This is a genomic window from Allotamlana fucoidanivorans, assembly GCF_045788535.1.
Taxonomy (GTDB): domain Bacteria; phylum Bacteroidota; class Bacteroidia; order Flavobacteriales; family Flavobacteriaceae; genus Allotamlana; species Allotamlana fucoidanivorans.
This window is the reverse complement of sequence record NZ_CP074074.1, coordinates 1993007-2008788: the sequence shown is the minus strand read 5'-3', so window position 1 is coordinate 2008788 and position 15782 is coordinate 1993007. Positions and strand designations below refer to the sequence as shown.

At 34.2% G+C, this 15782-nt stretch carries 16 protein-coding genes; 11 read left to right on the top strand and 5 right to left on the bottom strand.

Features of this window, described 5'->3' with window-relative positions; translation table 11 throughout:
* The first annotated feature begins 106 nt into the window (after window positions 1-106).
* From KFZ70_RS09200 to KFZ70_RS09180, 5 genes are all read left to right on the top strand, one after another.
* Complete coding sequence (locus tag KFZ70_RS09200; RefSeq protein ID WP_139695092.1) at window positions 107-493, top strand: hypothetical protein; 387 nt, start codon at window positions 107-109, stop codon at window positions 491-493.
* A 19-nt stretch (window positions 494-512) separates the two neighbouring features.
* Entirely contained in the window at window positions 513-1481 is a 969-nt protein-coding gene (locus KFZ70_RS09195) for a helix-turn-helix domain-containing protein (protein WP_139695093.1), read from the top strand.
* Window positions 1482-1581: 100 nt separating this feature from the next.
* Window positions 1582-2040, top strand: coding sequence for a MauE/DoxX family redox-associated membrane protein (locus tag KFZ70_RS09190; protein ID WP_233243993.1), 459 nt, complete (start codon window positions 1582-1584; stop codon window positions 2038-2040).
* Window positions 2037-3140 (top strand): hypothetical protein, encoded by a 1104-nt coding sequence (locus KFZ70_RS09185; protein ID WP_139695094.1) that lies wholly within the window; start codon window positions 2037-2039, stop codon window positions 3138-3140. Before KFZ70_RS09190 ends, KFZ70_RS09185 begins: the two co-directional genes overlap by 4 nt.
* A gap of 79 nt (window positions 3141-3219) precedes the next feature.
* Window positions 3220-3468: a DUF6520 family protein gene (locus KFZ70_RS09180; protein ID WP_139695095.1), complete on the top strand. Its 249-nt coding sequence runs from the start codon at window positions 3220-3222 to the stop codon at window positions 3466-3468.
* A gap of 74 nt (window positions 3469-3542) precedes the next feature.
* On the opposite strand, the gene KFZ70_RS09175 is transcribed toward KFZ70_RS09180, so the two are convergent.
* From KFZ70_RS09175 to KFZ70_RS09155, 5 genes are all read right to left on the bottom strand, one after another.
* A complete protein-coding gene (locus KFZ70_RS09175; RefSeq protein WP_139695096.1) occupies window positions 3543-4952 on the bottom strand; it encodes a redoxin domain-containing protein in 1410 nt (469 codons plus the stop codon).
* A 29-nt stretch (window positions 4953-4981) separates the two neighbouring features.
* Window positions 4982-6376 (bottom strand): RagB/SusD family nutrient uptake outer membrane protein, encoded by a 1395-nt coding sequence (locus KFZ70_RS09170; RefSeq protein ID WP_233243994.1) that lies wholly within the window; start codon window positions 6374-6376, stop codon window positions 4982-4984.
* 12 nt (window positions 6377-6388) lie between these two features.
* Entirely contained in the window at window positions 6389-9613 is a 3225-nt protein-coding gene (locus KFZ70_RS09165; RefSeq protein ID WP_407516193.1) for a SusC/RagA family TonB-linked outer membrane protein, read from the bottom strand.
* Between the two features lie 148 nt (window positions 9614-9761).
* Window positions 9762-10913 (bottom strand): FecR family protein, encoded by a 1152-nt coding sequence (locus KFZ70_RS09160; RefSeq protein ID WP_139695098.1) that lies wholly within the window; start codon window positions 10911-10913, stop codon window positions 9762-9764.
* A 57-nt stretch (window positions 10914-10970) separates the two neighbouring features.
* On the bottom strand, window positions 10971-11513 hold the full coding sequence (locus KFZ70_RS09155) for an RNA polymerase sigma-70 factor (protein ID WP_139695099.1): 543 nt from the start codon (window positions 11511-11513) through the stop codon (window positions 10971-10973).
* A gap of 380 nt (window positions 11514-11893) precedes the next feature.
* Between KFZ70_RS09155 and KFZ70_RS09150 the strand changes: the two genes are divergently transcribed.
* From KFZ70_RS09150 to KFZ70_RS09125, 6 genes are all read left to right on the top strand, one after another.
* Window positions 11894-12181 (top strand): hypothetical protein, encoded by a 288-nt coding sequence (locus tag KFZ70_RS09150; RefSeq protein WP_158293172.1) that lies wholly within the window; start codon window positions 11894-11896, stop codon window positions 12179-12181.
* Window positions 12182-12354: 173 nt separating this feature from the next.
* Entirely contained in the window at window positions 12355-12606 is a 252-nt protein-coding gene (locus KFZ70_RS09145) for a helix-turn-helix domain-containing protein (protein ID WP_139695101.1), read from the top strand.
* 212 nt (window positions 12607-12818) lie between these two features.
* The gene (locus tag KFZ70_RS09140) at window positions 12819-13787 is read left to right on the top strand and encodes an ABC-three component system protein (RefSeq protein WP_139695102.1); all 969 of its coding nucleotides are present in this window, start codon (window positions 12819-12821) and stop codon (window positions 13785-13787) included.
* The gene (locus tag KFZ70_RS09135) at window positions 13774-13998 is read left to right on the top strand and encodes an ABC-three component system middle component 6 (RefSeq protein ID WP_139695103.1); all 225 of its coding nucleotides are present in this window, start codon (window positions 13774-13776) and stop codon (window positions 13996-13998) included. The genes KFZ70_RS09140 and KFZ70_RS09135 overlap by 14 nt, the downstream gene beginning before the upstream one ends.
* Entirely contained in the window at window positions 13989-14888 is a 900-nt protein-coding gene (locus tag KFZ70_RS09130) for a hypothetical protein (protein ID WP_199240648.1), read from the top strand. The genes KFZ70_RS09135 and KFZ70_RS09130 overlap by 10 nt, the downstream gene beginning before the upstream one ends.
* Window positions 14889-14972: 84 nt before the next feature.
* Window positions 14973-15701, top strand: a complete 729-nt coding sequence (locus KFZ70_RS09125; RefSeq protein ID WP_199240649.1) for a DUF2326 domain-containing protein — start codon at window positions 14973-14975, stop codon at window positions 15699-15701.
* Window positions 15702-15782: the final 81 nt, after the last annotated feature.

Below are 15782 nucleotides of genomic sequence, written 5' to 3'. Positions count from 1 at the left end.
CTTTCTAGTCAATAATTTTACTGAATTTACTAGGCTAATCGATGTATGGTCATAAGTTTTGTTGATTATTTTGTAAGTTTAGAAAGAATTACCAGTTTTCCATATCATGAGGAATTATTTTGAGAATGACTATACCTCGTATAGGTTTCATGATGACATATTACACATTACTTATCATCACGGTGTTCATATTGATTATAACGCCGCGGTGGGTATTGTAAAAGATCGATTGTCTCTGCATCAAGGACAAACCTTTCCCATACTCTGTGATATTCGAGGCATCAAAACCATAACTAAAAAAGCTAGAGCTTATCTCGCTGTTGAAGGCTCTACCTTAATTAAAGCCGTAGCCGTTATTGTTGAACCACCAGTTTCTGAAATGCTATCGGAGTTTTATATCCGAACAAGCAAACCACCCATACCTACCAAAACCTTTACGAATACTGAAGAAGCCTTGCTTTTTCTAAAGTCTTACCAAAATTCGCCTTTATAATACTAATCGCACATATACTATGGGTTTAAGTAAAAAACAACGGATAAAACAAATCAATAAGATGCTTTTAGAAATGGCTACAGGTAATTTTTTTTACCGTTTGGAACGTTCTACTAAGAATGATCATCTAGAAGCTATTAGTATTTCTCTTAATATGCTGGCAGAAGAATTGCAGGAAGCCCTGACCCATGATGGCTATGTTAATACTAATGACCCCATGGTAGATATTGTGCAAATGAGTTTTATTTTGGATCAAAACCAAAACATTCAATTTGCGAATCAACAATCTTGTCAAATTCTGTCTGTGCTGCATGCCGACCTTATTGGTCAGCAACTAAAAGCTTTTTTAACTGATGACTCCTGGGCACAATGGCAAAAATTCTACAATAAAAATAAACTTAAAACAATCTATGATTTTTGTATCAAACTGCATTTTAAATCTAAAGAAGGACTCATAATATCTAAACCCTGCTATGTTACCAGCTTTAATGATAGTCAGCAAAACAAACAACAAACCCTTCTTACGGCAATCCATCATACTAGAAATCATACCTCCTCGGCACTTTCAGCTCCGTCCACATCTTCTAGTAAAAGTCCTTTAAAAACAGATACTACTTCCGCTGAAAAATCTAAAATACGTTTAAGTTTTGATGATATCCGTAAGATTAGAGCAGCGCATGATATGATAACTAATAACCTCGATAAGGACTTTCCATCCCTTCGGGATTTTGCTCTTCAAATCGGCACCAATGAATTCAAACTGAAATATGGTTTCCGTGAGCTTTATGGAACTTCAGTATATAGATTCTTGGCCCAAGAACGCTTAAGAAAATCCAAAATGCTCATTCAGCACACCAACCAATCTCTGAAAACCATAGCCCAACTTACGGGCTATAAAAGTAGTTCCCATTTCTCACGTGCCTTTAAAAAGCATTTTGGTTGCGCTCCAAGCCAACTCAGAACCCTTTCAAAACAAAACACAGACTAGTCTACCTTACACCCAAAACACATTAAATCCTTAACAGTCAAAAACTTATCCCTTAAAATTAAATTTTACTTTGGAACTTTACCATATCAAATCAAACGATATGAAATGGCTTCAAAAACATGCAAATTTTATTATAGAATGTATTAGTGTGCTATACATCTTGCTATTTGTATATGCAGCAGTTAGCAAATTACTAGATTTTCAGAAGTTTAAAATTCAAGTTGGACAATCGCCCATTCTAACAGCACTTGGTCATTGGATTGCCATTCTTGTTCCTATCTTGGAAATCCTCATAGCCACCGGTTTAATGTTTCCTGGGCTCAGACTTAAGTCCTTATACGCCTCCTTATTCCTGATGACTATTTTTACTACCTACATCATTTTCATACTTAATTTCAGTCCATATATACCCTGTTCCTGTGGTGGAATTTTAGATGATATGGGTTGGAACGCCCACCTAGTTTTCAATCTCGGCTTTGTGCTCTTGGCCATTTTAGGAATATTGCTTTTGGAACACAAAAAAGTTAAACCGTCTTTTAAAACTTCAACTGTATCATGAAGTCTAGTCTAATTAAAATACTGGTCTGTCTTTTTACGGGAGTTTTAACCGTAAGTATCCTTTATGGTCTTTCTGATACCCTCACACATAAACGAAATAGTTTTTATAGGTATTTCACAACACATCCTGTTTCATATAATAAGTCTATTGATCTAAAATACAATTCTTACTATTTTGCTGGAACATCAAATGATTATGTTTACCTGAGCAACCTTACAGCGCCTTTACATCTGTTGAAAATAAACCTAGCGACTATTGATACCAACCATTACACAATTAAAATTGATGATAAAAACCCTTTAAAATTTAGCAACAGTACTCGTGTCAGTATTTTTAACCCCCATTTCTTTATTACCGATGGTATTGAACCTAGAATACTAAGGGGAACTATAGGAGAATGGTCTGCAAAACGAATAATGTATGACAGCATGTACTTTAATGATGCTAAACCTATCGGTTCGAAATCATTTGTGCTTCGCAGCATTAGTTCAAAAACAAATGAAAACATTTTAGGAAAAGAATCTAACACAAAACCCCATGTTATTTTAAATGATCAATTATTAAAAAAACAAGTTGATGGCATTTTCTGTACTGATGGCATACTTCGTTACAATAAAAATCTTTCTAAAATCATATACCTCTACCATTACAGAAATGAATATCTGGTAATAGACACTACCCTAACGCTTCTGAATAAAGGGCATACCATAGATACAAACACCGTAGCTAAAATTAAAGTGGCTTCTATTACATCCAATCAAACAAAAACGATTAGTGAACCTCCAATTGTTGTTAATAAAAACGCTGACGCGTATAACAACTATTTATTTGTTCATTCTGGGCTTATGTCAAAAAATGAAAGTAAAAAAACATTTCAGGAAACCTCTGTTATTGATATTTACAATATCCTGAGTAATACCTATGAATTCAGCATCTATATCTACCCATATAAAAAACAAAAACTTAAGCGGTTTATTGTAACTAACAAGTACCTATTAGGTATACATAATCAATATTTGGTCGTTTATGACCTCAATCCCAAATGGTTTAAAGATTTAAATACAAAACCCAAAGAAAATAAAGACATTTTATCGCGATAGAATCAGGATATCACGACATAAACACCTGTATAAAAAAGTTAGTGTCATTAAATCAATGTATAATTTAAAAATTAAAATCATGAAAAAATTCAGAGTATTTATGCCTATAGTGGCATTTGTTTGTGCTATTGCCTTTTCTTTTGCATCTGTAAAAATGGCTGATTCGGAACCCGGAACATTTATTCAAAATTCAAATCCTCAACAATGTCAGTCTGTTGCTGTTGATTGTGAGGGCGAAGGTGCTACATGTACCTATTTTGGACAAAGCGTATATGGTTTAAGGGATGGTACGATATGTTCTCAATTACTGGAAAAAGATCCAGAATAATGAGTTCATATTAGTCAAGAAAGCGGCTGCCTGATTAAGGCAGCCCTTCTTTTTTGCTATCAACTCCTTCATTTTTAATCTGAAATAACAATCACATTAAACGCTTTCTCTGCAAGTTGAATTTGAAATCCTTGACTTCTCAATACCTTTTTTATTGCCTCGAAATCAAATAAGTTGACATCGGTCTGAGGGATGTCAATATAGCTATGATCGGATATTTCATTAATGATTGGCAACTGTAATTTGGGTGCAACCAAATAAAAAAGAGCTCCCAAATACCCATTTATACTTGTATTTGTAAAACTGATTCTGGTATACGTGTCTGTTACAATTTCTGAATTTCCGCCTTTTGTCTTTAGTTTTTCTAAAGCCGCTTTAGAAGTCGTAATTTGCCAATACGGCAAGCTTCGTTTTTCAATGGCAACATCAAACTCAAAATATGATTTCAAATCACTTTGCATTTTCTTCATCAAAAAAATAGGCGTCGCTCTTTTTTTTGGCACAATAAGACTATAAACAAAGAGGTTGTTTCGGGTTTCATAATTAATATTCTTAAAAAGAGTATCATTCTCAAGCTCTAAAACAACTTGGTTATAATTCCCTTTGTGAACATAATCTGACTTATATATAGCTCCTGTGTCGCCCCGATAGCCAAAATAGGCCAGCTTATACAATTCTGCTAAGGTTTCCCAGCCTTCTAAAACTCCTTTCTGCCCAAAGTAATCATCCTTGCTTGCCGATATTATGGTTCTAGGTATTTTAGGAATCTTAGGAGAGTGGGGTTGATACTCGGCAAAAACTGACCGATATGAAAATGCTGTAGGCAGACCACCATTACCATCTACTAAAAAAGGTTTTTTTCGTGTATACAGGTGTTCCTTTTCCTTTTGCAATCCCCTAAAAGATTTATCATGGTAAAAAAATGACTTACCGCTTAGTAATGCTCGAAGTTTGTTTTCATCAAGCTTATATGTAATAGCCTTGATTACACCATTTTTATCTACCAGTATAACATTAGGTACCGCATTGCTAGGTATTAGCTTTTGAAATAATTCTGAATCAAAAACGGAAGGCACATTCAATCCGAAGATAAGCTCTAACTTTTTGTACAATTCGTTGAAATTTTTCAAACTTGGTTCTGATCCTTTAAAATAGAACCTTTTTTCACTGGCACCTCTTGAATTACCACTTATCAGGAAAATAGTCACGCTATCCTTATATTTCTTATGTAATTCGTTTACGTTTTTGAGGCTTTGAACCGCCCCTGAACAATACCTGCTCCATAAATACAACACATAAGGCTTACCCTTCAAGTCTTCAGAACGCACTTTCTTTTCTGAATAATTCTGAATACCCTGCATTTCAAAAAAAGGCATGGGCTTTCCTATTTCTGGAAAATGATTAACACTAGATTGTGCACATAAACCTGAAACTCCAAAAAGGATTAACAAACGAAATACAAACCTAAATTTTTCAACTCTCATTTGGCTTCTATTTTTATTTTTTAAAATTGTTAGTATCCTTCGTTTTGTGTTAAGTTTGGATTTTTTGCAAGCTCCTGCTCTGGTATTGGATATTTTTCGTTAGTTTCAGACCAACTCCCATGCTTTACTGATAAAATATCTGAAGCTTTCCCTGTTCGTATAAGATCAAACCAGCGATGCCCTTGTTCTGTAAAAAGTTCAATTCTTCTTTCTTTACGAACAGCATCCAGTAAGTCCTTAGAAGTATTTGCATTAGTAAATGATAATCCTGCTCGACCACGTATGACGTTAATATCATCCTGCGCTCCCGATAGATCCCCTAACTGCACCCTAGCTTCAGCACGAATCAAATACAACTCTGCTAAGCGGAAAACTGTGCTGTATTCTGAAGGCGGGTCAATAGTAAATCGAATTTTATATTTATATGCGTAATAAGCTAAATTACTCCCTTCTCCAACCGTGGTTATCCAATGCTCAAAACGATGGTCTCCTGATTCAAATGCCGTTATTAATCCATCGCTTAAGGCTACAGGATTTAGAAAATAATTCACACTTCGTATAATAAAAGCTGCGCCGTCATTAGTATGACCCGTAGTACCAACTGGAGCGAGTTGCCAAATAGCCTCTTCGCTATTAGCCAAGAAAACATCGTCAAGATTGTTCAAAATGGTGTATTGCGAACTCGTATTAATGACTTCAGACACCTTTTCCTCTACAAGACTCCAATCCTCTTGATATAAATATACGCGAGCCAACAATGCGGTTGCAGCATAGCGATTGAGATGGGAGCGAATCCCATCACGGTACTCTGGTGCCAACAAATCTACCGCAGTTTCTAAATCCACTATGATTTTTTGATAACATTTTTCCTTAGAATCGCGACTGGCTAATGCATTTGTAGTATAATCGGTTGAAAGAATTAAAGGGACACCGCCGTATAGATTTACTAAATTAAAATATGTAAAAGCTCGAATAGCAATTACTTCGCCTTTAAGTTGTTGCTTTAAGGTTTCACTAATAGCATGAGACGCAGCTAAACCTTCTAATACTGTATTACAATGGTAAATGATATTGTAAGCCGAAGACCATATACTTAGGTTAATACTACTATCAGGAGCTATAGTGTTGTCATAAAAAAACGGGTATTCAGGAAATGCCAAGGTATTATACAAATCCAGTTCATCTGAAGACACTCCTGTTAAAACTGTAATGGAGTTTACGCTTCCACTTGCAAATCCCGAGAAATTAAAAAGTCTATGATAAATACCATCTACTGCTGCTGTAGCAAGATTTTCACTTTGATAAACCACTGCACTAACTACTCTAGAATTTGGCGGGTCAACCTCTACAAATTCTTCACATGAAAAGCATGTAATCAATGCCATTACCGTAACTATTCGATATATATGTTTTATTTTATTCATAATACTTAAGATTTAAAAAGTTAACTGAACTCCTGCCGTTACTGTGCGAAGTGGCGGTAGATTTCTAAGTGACCCTAAAGGAGCTGATTCTGGGTCTAAACCTTTGTAATTCGTAAAAGTTAATAAGTTCTGCCCATGCAAATACAGTCTAACGGATTTCAATCCTGAAAGGCCTAAAACTGTTGATGGCAATTGATAGGAAAGTGATAGGGTTCGTAATCGAATAAATGAAGCATCTGTAACAGACATGTCGCTAAGCGCTGCTCTATTATAAGTCCTATTAGAAGTGGATGAAACCGAGAACTTTTGAATATGGCTCATATCGCCTTCTTCCTGCCAACGATTCATAACCAAAGTTGCTTGGTTCAGTTCATTTCGTCCTGGTGTAGCAAATAAAGACAGGTGGTTTCTCCCTTTTTGTTTAACAAATTGAAAAAAGAAATCTAGACTAAATCCTTTATAACTTATAGTGTTATTCAATCCGCCAAAATATTGTCGGCCCATATCTTGAATAATGGTACGATCTTTATAATCAAAACGCTCATCTTCATTTACATCGTCCATGACAAACAAGCCCGTTTCTGAGTCTACACCCAGATTATGATATAACAAGGCACTATTTAAGGAATGACCTACACGATAACGATTGGCATAAGAACTCTCTTCTAAATTTTCAAATTCTAGGAGTTCATTTTTAGGGAATGTAAGAGTGAGGTTGGTCTTCCAATTAAAATTTGTCCCTTGGATATTCGAACTCATAAGCTGCAATTCCCAACCTCTGTTTTCTACAGTAGCCGGTAAATTTGCCTGAATAGAAGTAAAACCAGTAAGTGCCGGGAGCGAATACCCCACTAATTGATTTGAAGATCGGTTACGGTACCAGCTTGCAGAGAGCATTAAGCGGTCTTTAAAAAAGATAAACTCTCCAGCTAGCTCCAACTTTTTATTCACTTCCCACGAATAATTCGGATTGGCCAATTGCGTTGGATACAATCCGTTAATACCATTAGTTGATTGATACGTATCATAATACCCATAATCAGAAATTTGATCATTGCCAGAGGTACCATAACTTCCTCGAAGTTTTCCAAAACTTAAAACGGGTAGTGATTCCTTTATAAAGGTCATATTTGAAAACACCCAGGCTGCACCTACAGCTCCAAAATTTCCAAATTTTCGTCCAGAACCAAAGCGTGAGGAGCCGTCTCTTCGTCCTGTAAAATTTAAAAACAAACTCTTATTCCAGTTATATGCCAAACGACCAAATATGGCATTATAAGCATATTCTCGATCATCCTGAATCAAGAAACTCTGTCTTTCTGCCGTCGCAAAATTGTCCATCATGCGCTCGTCAACAAATCCTTGTCCAGAAATTAATATACGATTGGAATTGCTCCTCTGAAATGTTACTCCTGCCAGAGCTTCTAATTCATTTTTACCAAATACAAATGAGTAGTTCAGTTGAGGCTCTAAAATATAGGATTCTCGTTTTGCTGTATCCCGTTGGGCATTATTTTCTTGTTCAAAATTGGGGTCTTTGCTACTTATTGGGTCTTTTGCTAGAGCATCACTATGATAGCTGGTATAGCCCATATTTAGCTTTGCCCAAAATTTATCCAAGAGTTCATATTGCAGTACCGCATTAACTACCAAATTCTCTGTCCTAATTTTTTGAGTTTTTAGTAAATCTGCCATGGGGTTTGACCAGCTAGAATCTTCCCAATTTAAGCTGCCGTCTTCAAGGTATAATGCAGGTGCATTTGGTGCCAAAGTGATCGCATTTTCAATAAATTGGTTTGAGTTAAAGCTTTCATTAGTATCGATACCATAACTACTTGACATAGTAAAACGAAACCGATTATCGACACTATAGTGATTCAAATTAAAATTTCCAGTAAATTTCTTGTATCCAAAATCTCCAGGAAATACCAAAGATTCGGTATGATGTCCTAACCCAAATAAAAAAGATGTGCTTTCTGAGCCACCAGACAGTGCTTTTTGCACATCTGAAATGAATGCCGTTTCGCCAAGTAGTGTCTCTTGCCAATCTGTATAACGGTCTTGATCCCATAATAGTAAGTCTGGCGCATTAGACGCCCTTGGTGTTCTGTTTTCATTGGTAAAAGCCTCCTGACGCATCTCTAAATAATCCGCGGTGTGAAGCATATCCAATTTTTTAGAAATTCGACCTATTCCTGAATAGGCACTCAAATTTAAACTAGCCTTTCCTGCCTTTCCTTTTTTTGTGGTAATTAATACGACACCATTGGCTCCCCGTGAACCATAAATAGCTGTAGCATCCGCATCTTTTAGCACTTCAATGCTTTCTATGTTAGCTGGATTTAGATTACTTAAGGGGTCGACACCTGAAATGGCATAGAGACCGAAAGCATCTACTGCTGCTGCATTTATGGGAACACCATCCACAACATAAAGTGGTAAATTTCCATCATCCCGAAGGCTGTTCCGTCCTCGAATTCGAATTACTGGATTTGCTCCTGGCATACTGTTTACCTGATTAACTTCCACGCCCGCCATTCTGCCTTGTAGGGCTTGTAATGGATTGACTACTGGCTGTAGTTCAATATCTTTGGCCACCACACGACTGATGTTTCCAGTGCGTTCTTTTTCAGATACTGAATAATACCCCGCATTAATAGTTACGGCATCTAAGGCGGTAATGGCTTCTTTTAATTGTACATTAATTAGGGTACGGTTATTTATGGCTATGTTTTGAGTCTCATACCCCATTATTGTGAAAACCAAGGTGTCCTTAGGTTTGGCTTGTATCTCATAACCACCATCAAAATTAGAAACCACACCATGGCTGGTACCAAGAACCAAGATATGCACCCCAGTAATGGGCACCTGTTTTTCATCGGTTATGATGCCTTTAACTTCAATCTTTCCCTGTCTCTTTGATTTTAAAGCTTTTCGGGTTATGACGATATGATGATCCTCCAACTCTGAAACTTTATAAAGGTGTTTTGGTAAATACTGCTTTAACAGGGTAGTAATCTTTACCACACCTTTTTTGAGTTGTATGGGGGCCAAATCTTCAAAAATATGAGATTGATAGATAAAGGTATAATCGCTTTGTTTTCTTATGAGTTCTAAAAGGGCTTCAATGGTCATGGTTTGGTCGGTAGCTATGGTTATCTCTGTGTTTTGAGACAGCATAGGGTTGGAAGTGAAACCAAAAACCACAGTAAAACTTAAAAGCACTAAGGTTTTCATAAGGCATTTGAGCAGGCTTTTCTTAACCAAGAAAAACCCATTTGTTAATTTAATTTGCATAAATTTGCGTATTAGTTAGTTTTTAAACTGATTAATCTTAAGGGGATTCAGCTGCACTGTCCAGGTCATAGCTTTGTTCCCTTTCTTTTTATTTTATAGTTACGGTCTTGTTGTTTATGTCATAGGCAGTAATGGCGTTAGTGATTTGTATTCCTTTTAATATATCGTTCAGGTGTTGTGTTTTACTGAGTATGCCGCTAAACTTTACGGTTTCTAAATGAGCATCTTCAAAATGAACATCTACATCATACCATCTGGAAAGCACCTGCATGATTTCCTTTAAGGGCTTGTCTTTAAAGTTGAAATACCCATTCATCCATGCGGTGGCATATTCGGTGTTGATTTTAGTTATGTTGAGTCGTTTAGATTGACGATTTAATATGGCTTGGTCTCCTGGTTTTAATGCCCTTGTTTTGTGGTCTATTTCAAGAGTGATACGCCCTTCGGTTAGGGTAGTAACAATATTGGGCTCGTCTGAATAAGTTTTTACATTGAATTTGGTGCCTACCACTTCTATAGTTTGGTGTTTTGTGCGAACCTGAAACATGTCTTTGTTTGGGTCTGTACTTGGGCTTACTTCAAAAAAGGCTTCACCGTATAAAAGTTCAACTATTCGAGGTGCACCTTTTTTAAAGGCCGCTGGATATTTTAATTTGGTATCTGCATTCAACCACACTATGGTGCCGTCTGATAAGGCTATTTGATACTGTCCGCCTCTTGGGACGGTCAAATAATTAAATACTTCAAATGTATGGGTTGATTCATTGTGATATTCTAACCGCTTTCCATTGCTTTGGACTAACTCATTTTTAAAAGGGACTCCCTTTTCTAAAGCAATTTCTGAACCATCTGAAAGTGTTAATATAGCCTTATCGGTTCCGGCTAAGACTTGAGATTCTTCAGACTTCAAGTGTTCATTTGTTGGGCTTAGGGTTAATATCACATAGGCTACAGAAATCAATAAAATAAGCACAGCGGCCACTTTATAAAAAGATGCTATTAATGGTTTTGGTTTAGGTTCAAGTTGAGATGCTACTTTTTTCCAATCATTTTCAGTGTCAATAGATTGTAGTTGCTTGACATTATATTCAACAGCTTCCTCGTTCAACGCATCTAGCATATCACTTTTTGTAGCAGCATCGAATAAATTGGTTGCTTTGAGGTCTTTTGGCTCCTCTCCTTTTGATATGGCTTTCGCCGTTTTCCTCGCTAAGGTAAAAATGCGTTTATAAATACTCATAGAAATTGTTTTGTACTTCTATGACATGGAATAATAAAATGCGTCTACAAGACCTGATTAAAAAATCAGGAAAAATTGATTTAATTGGCTCAAAATACCCTTTAACTTTAAATAAGCGCGACTTTTTTGGGTACGAACCGTACTTGGTGTGATGGCGAGCTCTTCAGCAATTTCTTTGGTGGTATAATCTTTTAGAGTAAGCTCAATTACTTTAGCCGTTTGTTTGGGTAAGGTTTTAATAGCTTTATACAAATGGGCATAGGTTTCTACCATGGTTATATCTGCTAAAACAACGACTTCATGTTTCAAATTTTCAATATCTATAGATGTGGTTTTTCGCATCTGTTTAGCCTGCTTGCTATGTAAATAATTCAAACAACGGTTTTTTACCATGGTATATAAATAGGCTTTTACCGCATTTTGGTTTTTAAGTTCTGGCTGTTTTTCCCATACTGAAATAAACACCTCCTGCACGAGGTCTTTAGCACTATCCATATCGTTAAGATACCGCTTAGCAAATAGACACAGCGAGGGGTAAAGCGTATCAAAAAGTACTTTGAACCCTTTTAAGCTTGTAAAATGTAATGTACCACTTGGCATAGGCCGTTGGTATTAATTTAAGATAACTCTCATAGTATTGTGCGTAACAAACCCTTAGGAAAAGGGTATAAACCCAATAGGTTTAAACAACATTAAAAATGTGTAGAAAAAATTGGGCGCAGCACTCTACTTACCTAAACTGAGGTACTGGTATACCTTGCACTGATAAGAGAGCCCACGCCCGGGTCGTGAGCCAATCTACTTATCATCTCTAGTGCAAAAAATTACCAGTTTTCAGTTTAGAGACTCTAAGCGATAGCTTCTAATATTTTAATACGAAGAATCGCAAATATATGTATTCACTAACAAATATAGGACAAATATTTTGATTGGACACTATCGTGACCAACATTCAACTTCCTTATGTTTTCCTTTGCTTAATGCCTAGCAATAAGAATAATCAAAAGATATACCTTACAAGTAAATATGTATGTAAGTACATAAGTGAGGAGTGGCTTATTGATGGGAAGTCTACTAGAGAATATGGTAAGATATATGGTGTACATAAAAATACCATCGAAAAAATAATGGAGAAGGATGGATATAACTTACCCTTATACACATTATCCATTATTTGCTTCAATAAAGGCGTAAAACTATCTGATTTTTTTAAACTAGTAGAAAACAAATATGGAGGAAAACTAAATGATTCATTTATTTTGAAATAAAAAATGTATCTCATTGATTATTCTGAACCTCGCCTTTGACGATTGGTTTTTCGTGTTAGATATTTATTAAAAAAAACTTATTCAACGTAAGAACTTGTTTATTTTTGAAAGGATGTGAAACAATAATTTTTTATCCAACTAAATAGCTTCTAATTAATAACAAAAATTGCAGTATGGGTAAATTGAAACCGGAAGATATTGCATTGAATACAAGTATAGCCTTAAGAATAAAGGAATTAAGGATTAAGGCTAATCCAAATCAATCAAAATTTGCTGACAAGCATTTTATTGATAGACAAATCGTAAGTCGATGGGAAAACATCAATGATAAGCGCGGGGTTTCAATTCACACCATAAATCGCTTTTGTAAAATGGTAAATATTTCTTTAAAAGAGTTTTTTGATTCGGATCTTTTTCTTGGTTAATTGTTGCAATATCCTAATTTGCTATAGAAACAAAACCAAATTTCAAAAAAATTATATAATCAAGCCTACTTCAAAGAAAAAAGTTCATTCAAAAGAATAATAATTAAAGTAAGATTTTATTTATATTTGATAAATTCAAAAAAACTAAATCTTTTCCAATAATTCAATTTTTCTAGTTAGAAGAATTACCTTTGACCAAACCTACGACGCGAATGAACAGAAGCAAATATTTCGAATATGTAGATGAGAAAATCCACATACTTGCTCATAGAATTAATACCAGGGGGAAACTTAACATTCTAAACCTGCACCTTCATTCGGAAAACTTCTATCTTCATTTTTTTAATTTACTTTTTGACTTTCAATTGGTTAATTTAAATAGTAGTGCTCAGAATGTTGAAGCAATTGACTTAATTGACCATAAAAACAAAATAATCTTCCAAGTATCAGCTACCTGCACGAAACAAAAAATAGAATCAACACTCACAAAAGATATTTTTAAAAAATACAAAGGCTATAATTTTAAGTTTATTTCCATTTCAAAAGATGCTACGGATTTAAGAACCAAAACATATTCGAATCCTCATTCTGTTCCTTTTAAACCTTCAGGAGATATTTATGATATTACATCTTTACTGAATATAATTCTCGGAGAAAGCCCAAAACGGCAACGAGAAATTTATGAATTCATAAAAGATGAGTTAGGAGAAGATGTTGACATTGTTAAACTAGATAGTAATCTTGCCACGATAATAAACATTTTGTCACTTGAAAAGTGGGATGACTCTAATAGCGATGATAGCTATAATAGTTTCGAAATAGATAGGAAAATTCAATATAATGAACTTGATGATGCAAGAGAAGTAATTGAAGAGTTTTGTGTATACTATAAAAAAGTTGATGAAAAATATACAGAGTTTGATTTATTAGGCGCTAATAAGAGTAATTCTGTATTAAATTCGATTAGAAAGGAATATAGAAAACTTAAAAAAACGGATAACAAAGATGACGTTTTCTTTGAAACTATAGAAAGTATTAAAAGTAAAGTTCTTGAAAGTAAAAACATAGATGATATCCCTATTGACGAAATAGAATTATGCATAGACATTTTAATTGTGGACGCTTTCATAAGATGTAAAATTTTCGAAAATCCAAAAAATTATAATTATGTTACTACCTGATAATATTCATCCAGAAAATAGCATATATTATAATGCATCTCTTGCTTTAAAAATATTGCAAGAACACGGCAAACTAGATATGTTAGACTTATATCAAAAAATATCTAAAACAAAAAAAATATCATTTCCTGTTTTTATTTTGTGTTTAGACTGGCTTTATATAATCAACGTAGCAGAATTAAAAAAAGGAGAGGTTAAATTATGTTCTTAAAATCACTTCAAATAATAAATACTAAGAGTTCCTCTATAATTCGTGATATTGAATTTCGTGATGGAATAAATTTGATTGTTGATGAGAGTAAAGGGAGTATCACGGGAAATAATATTGGAAAAACCACAGTTTTAAAACTTATAGATTTTTGTTTTGGAGCTAATAAAAGTAATATATGGCAAGACCCAGAAAATCCCAAAGAAGTATATGCTCTTGTAAAAGAATTTTTAATCGATAATGACGTTCTTGTTATTCTAACGCTTTCCGATACTCTTAATCCTAAAACAGAAACAGAGTTTGTAATTGAGCGTAACTTCCACAGTTCTAGAAAAACAGTTATAAGACGGATAAATGGAACTCAATACACAGATGATGAATTCGAAGATGTCCTTAAAGAACTATTTTTTCCAAATCTTATAGCTGAAAAACCTAGTTTTAGACAAATTATATCTCATAATATTAGATATAAAGATTTGAGTATTAATAATACCCTAAAAACACTAGATAAGTTTACTTCAGATGCCGAATACGAAACTTTATATCTTTATTTATTAGGCTGTGAATTTAATGAGGGTAATAAAAAGCAAGAGATTCTTCAGAACATACGTCAAGAAAGTAATTTTAAAAACCGGTTAGAGAGATTTCAAACAAAATCTGCTTATGAAACGACTTTATCTCTTATAGAAAATGACATTGAAGAATTACAAAACAAGAAGTCTAAATTAAACTTAAATGAAAATTTTGATTCGGACTTAAACAAACTCAATGAAGTTAAATATCGGATTAATAAATTGAGTTCAGAGATAAGCAAAATTAACATTAGAAAGGAGTTAATAATTGAAGCCAAGATCGAGCTTGAAGCAAATAAGTCAGAAATTGACCTTTTATAATTAGAGCAAATCTATAGTCAAGCTACAGACATTTTAGGGGAATTACAAAAATCATTCGAAAATATGGTAAACTACCATAATCAGATGATTTCAGAAAAAGCAAAATTCATTAATAACGAGCTACCAAATTTGGAGCAAAAACTTGAGAAAAAGAATCAAGAATTAAAAACACTACTAAGAGAGGAGGCTATATTATCTCAAATTATAGCCAAAAGCGATTCATTCGAAGAATTGGAAGTCTTAATCAGTGAGCTGACTGAAAAATATAGACTTAAAGGAGAGTATGAGAATACGATTCAACAACTACAAGAAGTCGAGGACAATTTAAAATCCTACAATGACGAACTTGATGAAATTGATGATGCCTTATTCTCAGACGAGTTCGAAGAAAAAGTAAAGACTCAATTAAATAAATTCAATAAATATTTTTCATCTGTCTCTGAATATCTTTATGATGAAAAATATGCTTTGAAATATGAAAAAATCACCAACAGAAAAGGCCGGAAATTATATAAATTTTCAGCATTTAACACGAATTTTAGTTCAGGTAAAAAACAAGGCGAAATATCTTGTTTTGATATAGCTTATATTCTATTCGCTCGTGATGAAGAAATGCCAAGTATGGACTTTCTATTAAATGATAAGAAAGAATTAATGCACGATAATCAATTAGTGAAGATTGCCAACTTTGTGAATGACAAGAATATTCAATTCGTTGCATCAATACTAAAAGATAAATTACCTAGTGAATTGAATAATAAAGACTACTTCATTCTAGAACTATCTGAAAATGATAAACTTTTTAGAATATAAAAAAATAAAGCTAAAATTAATTTAAAAACATTTCTTTTTTATCTTATTGTAATCCAAAATGTTATCAGATATCGGAAAGCG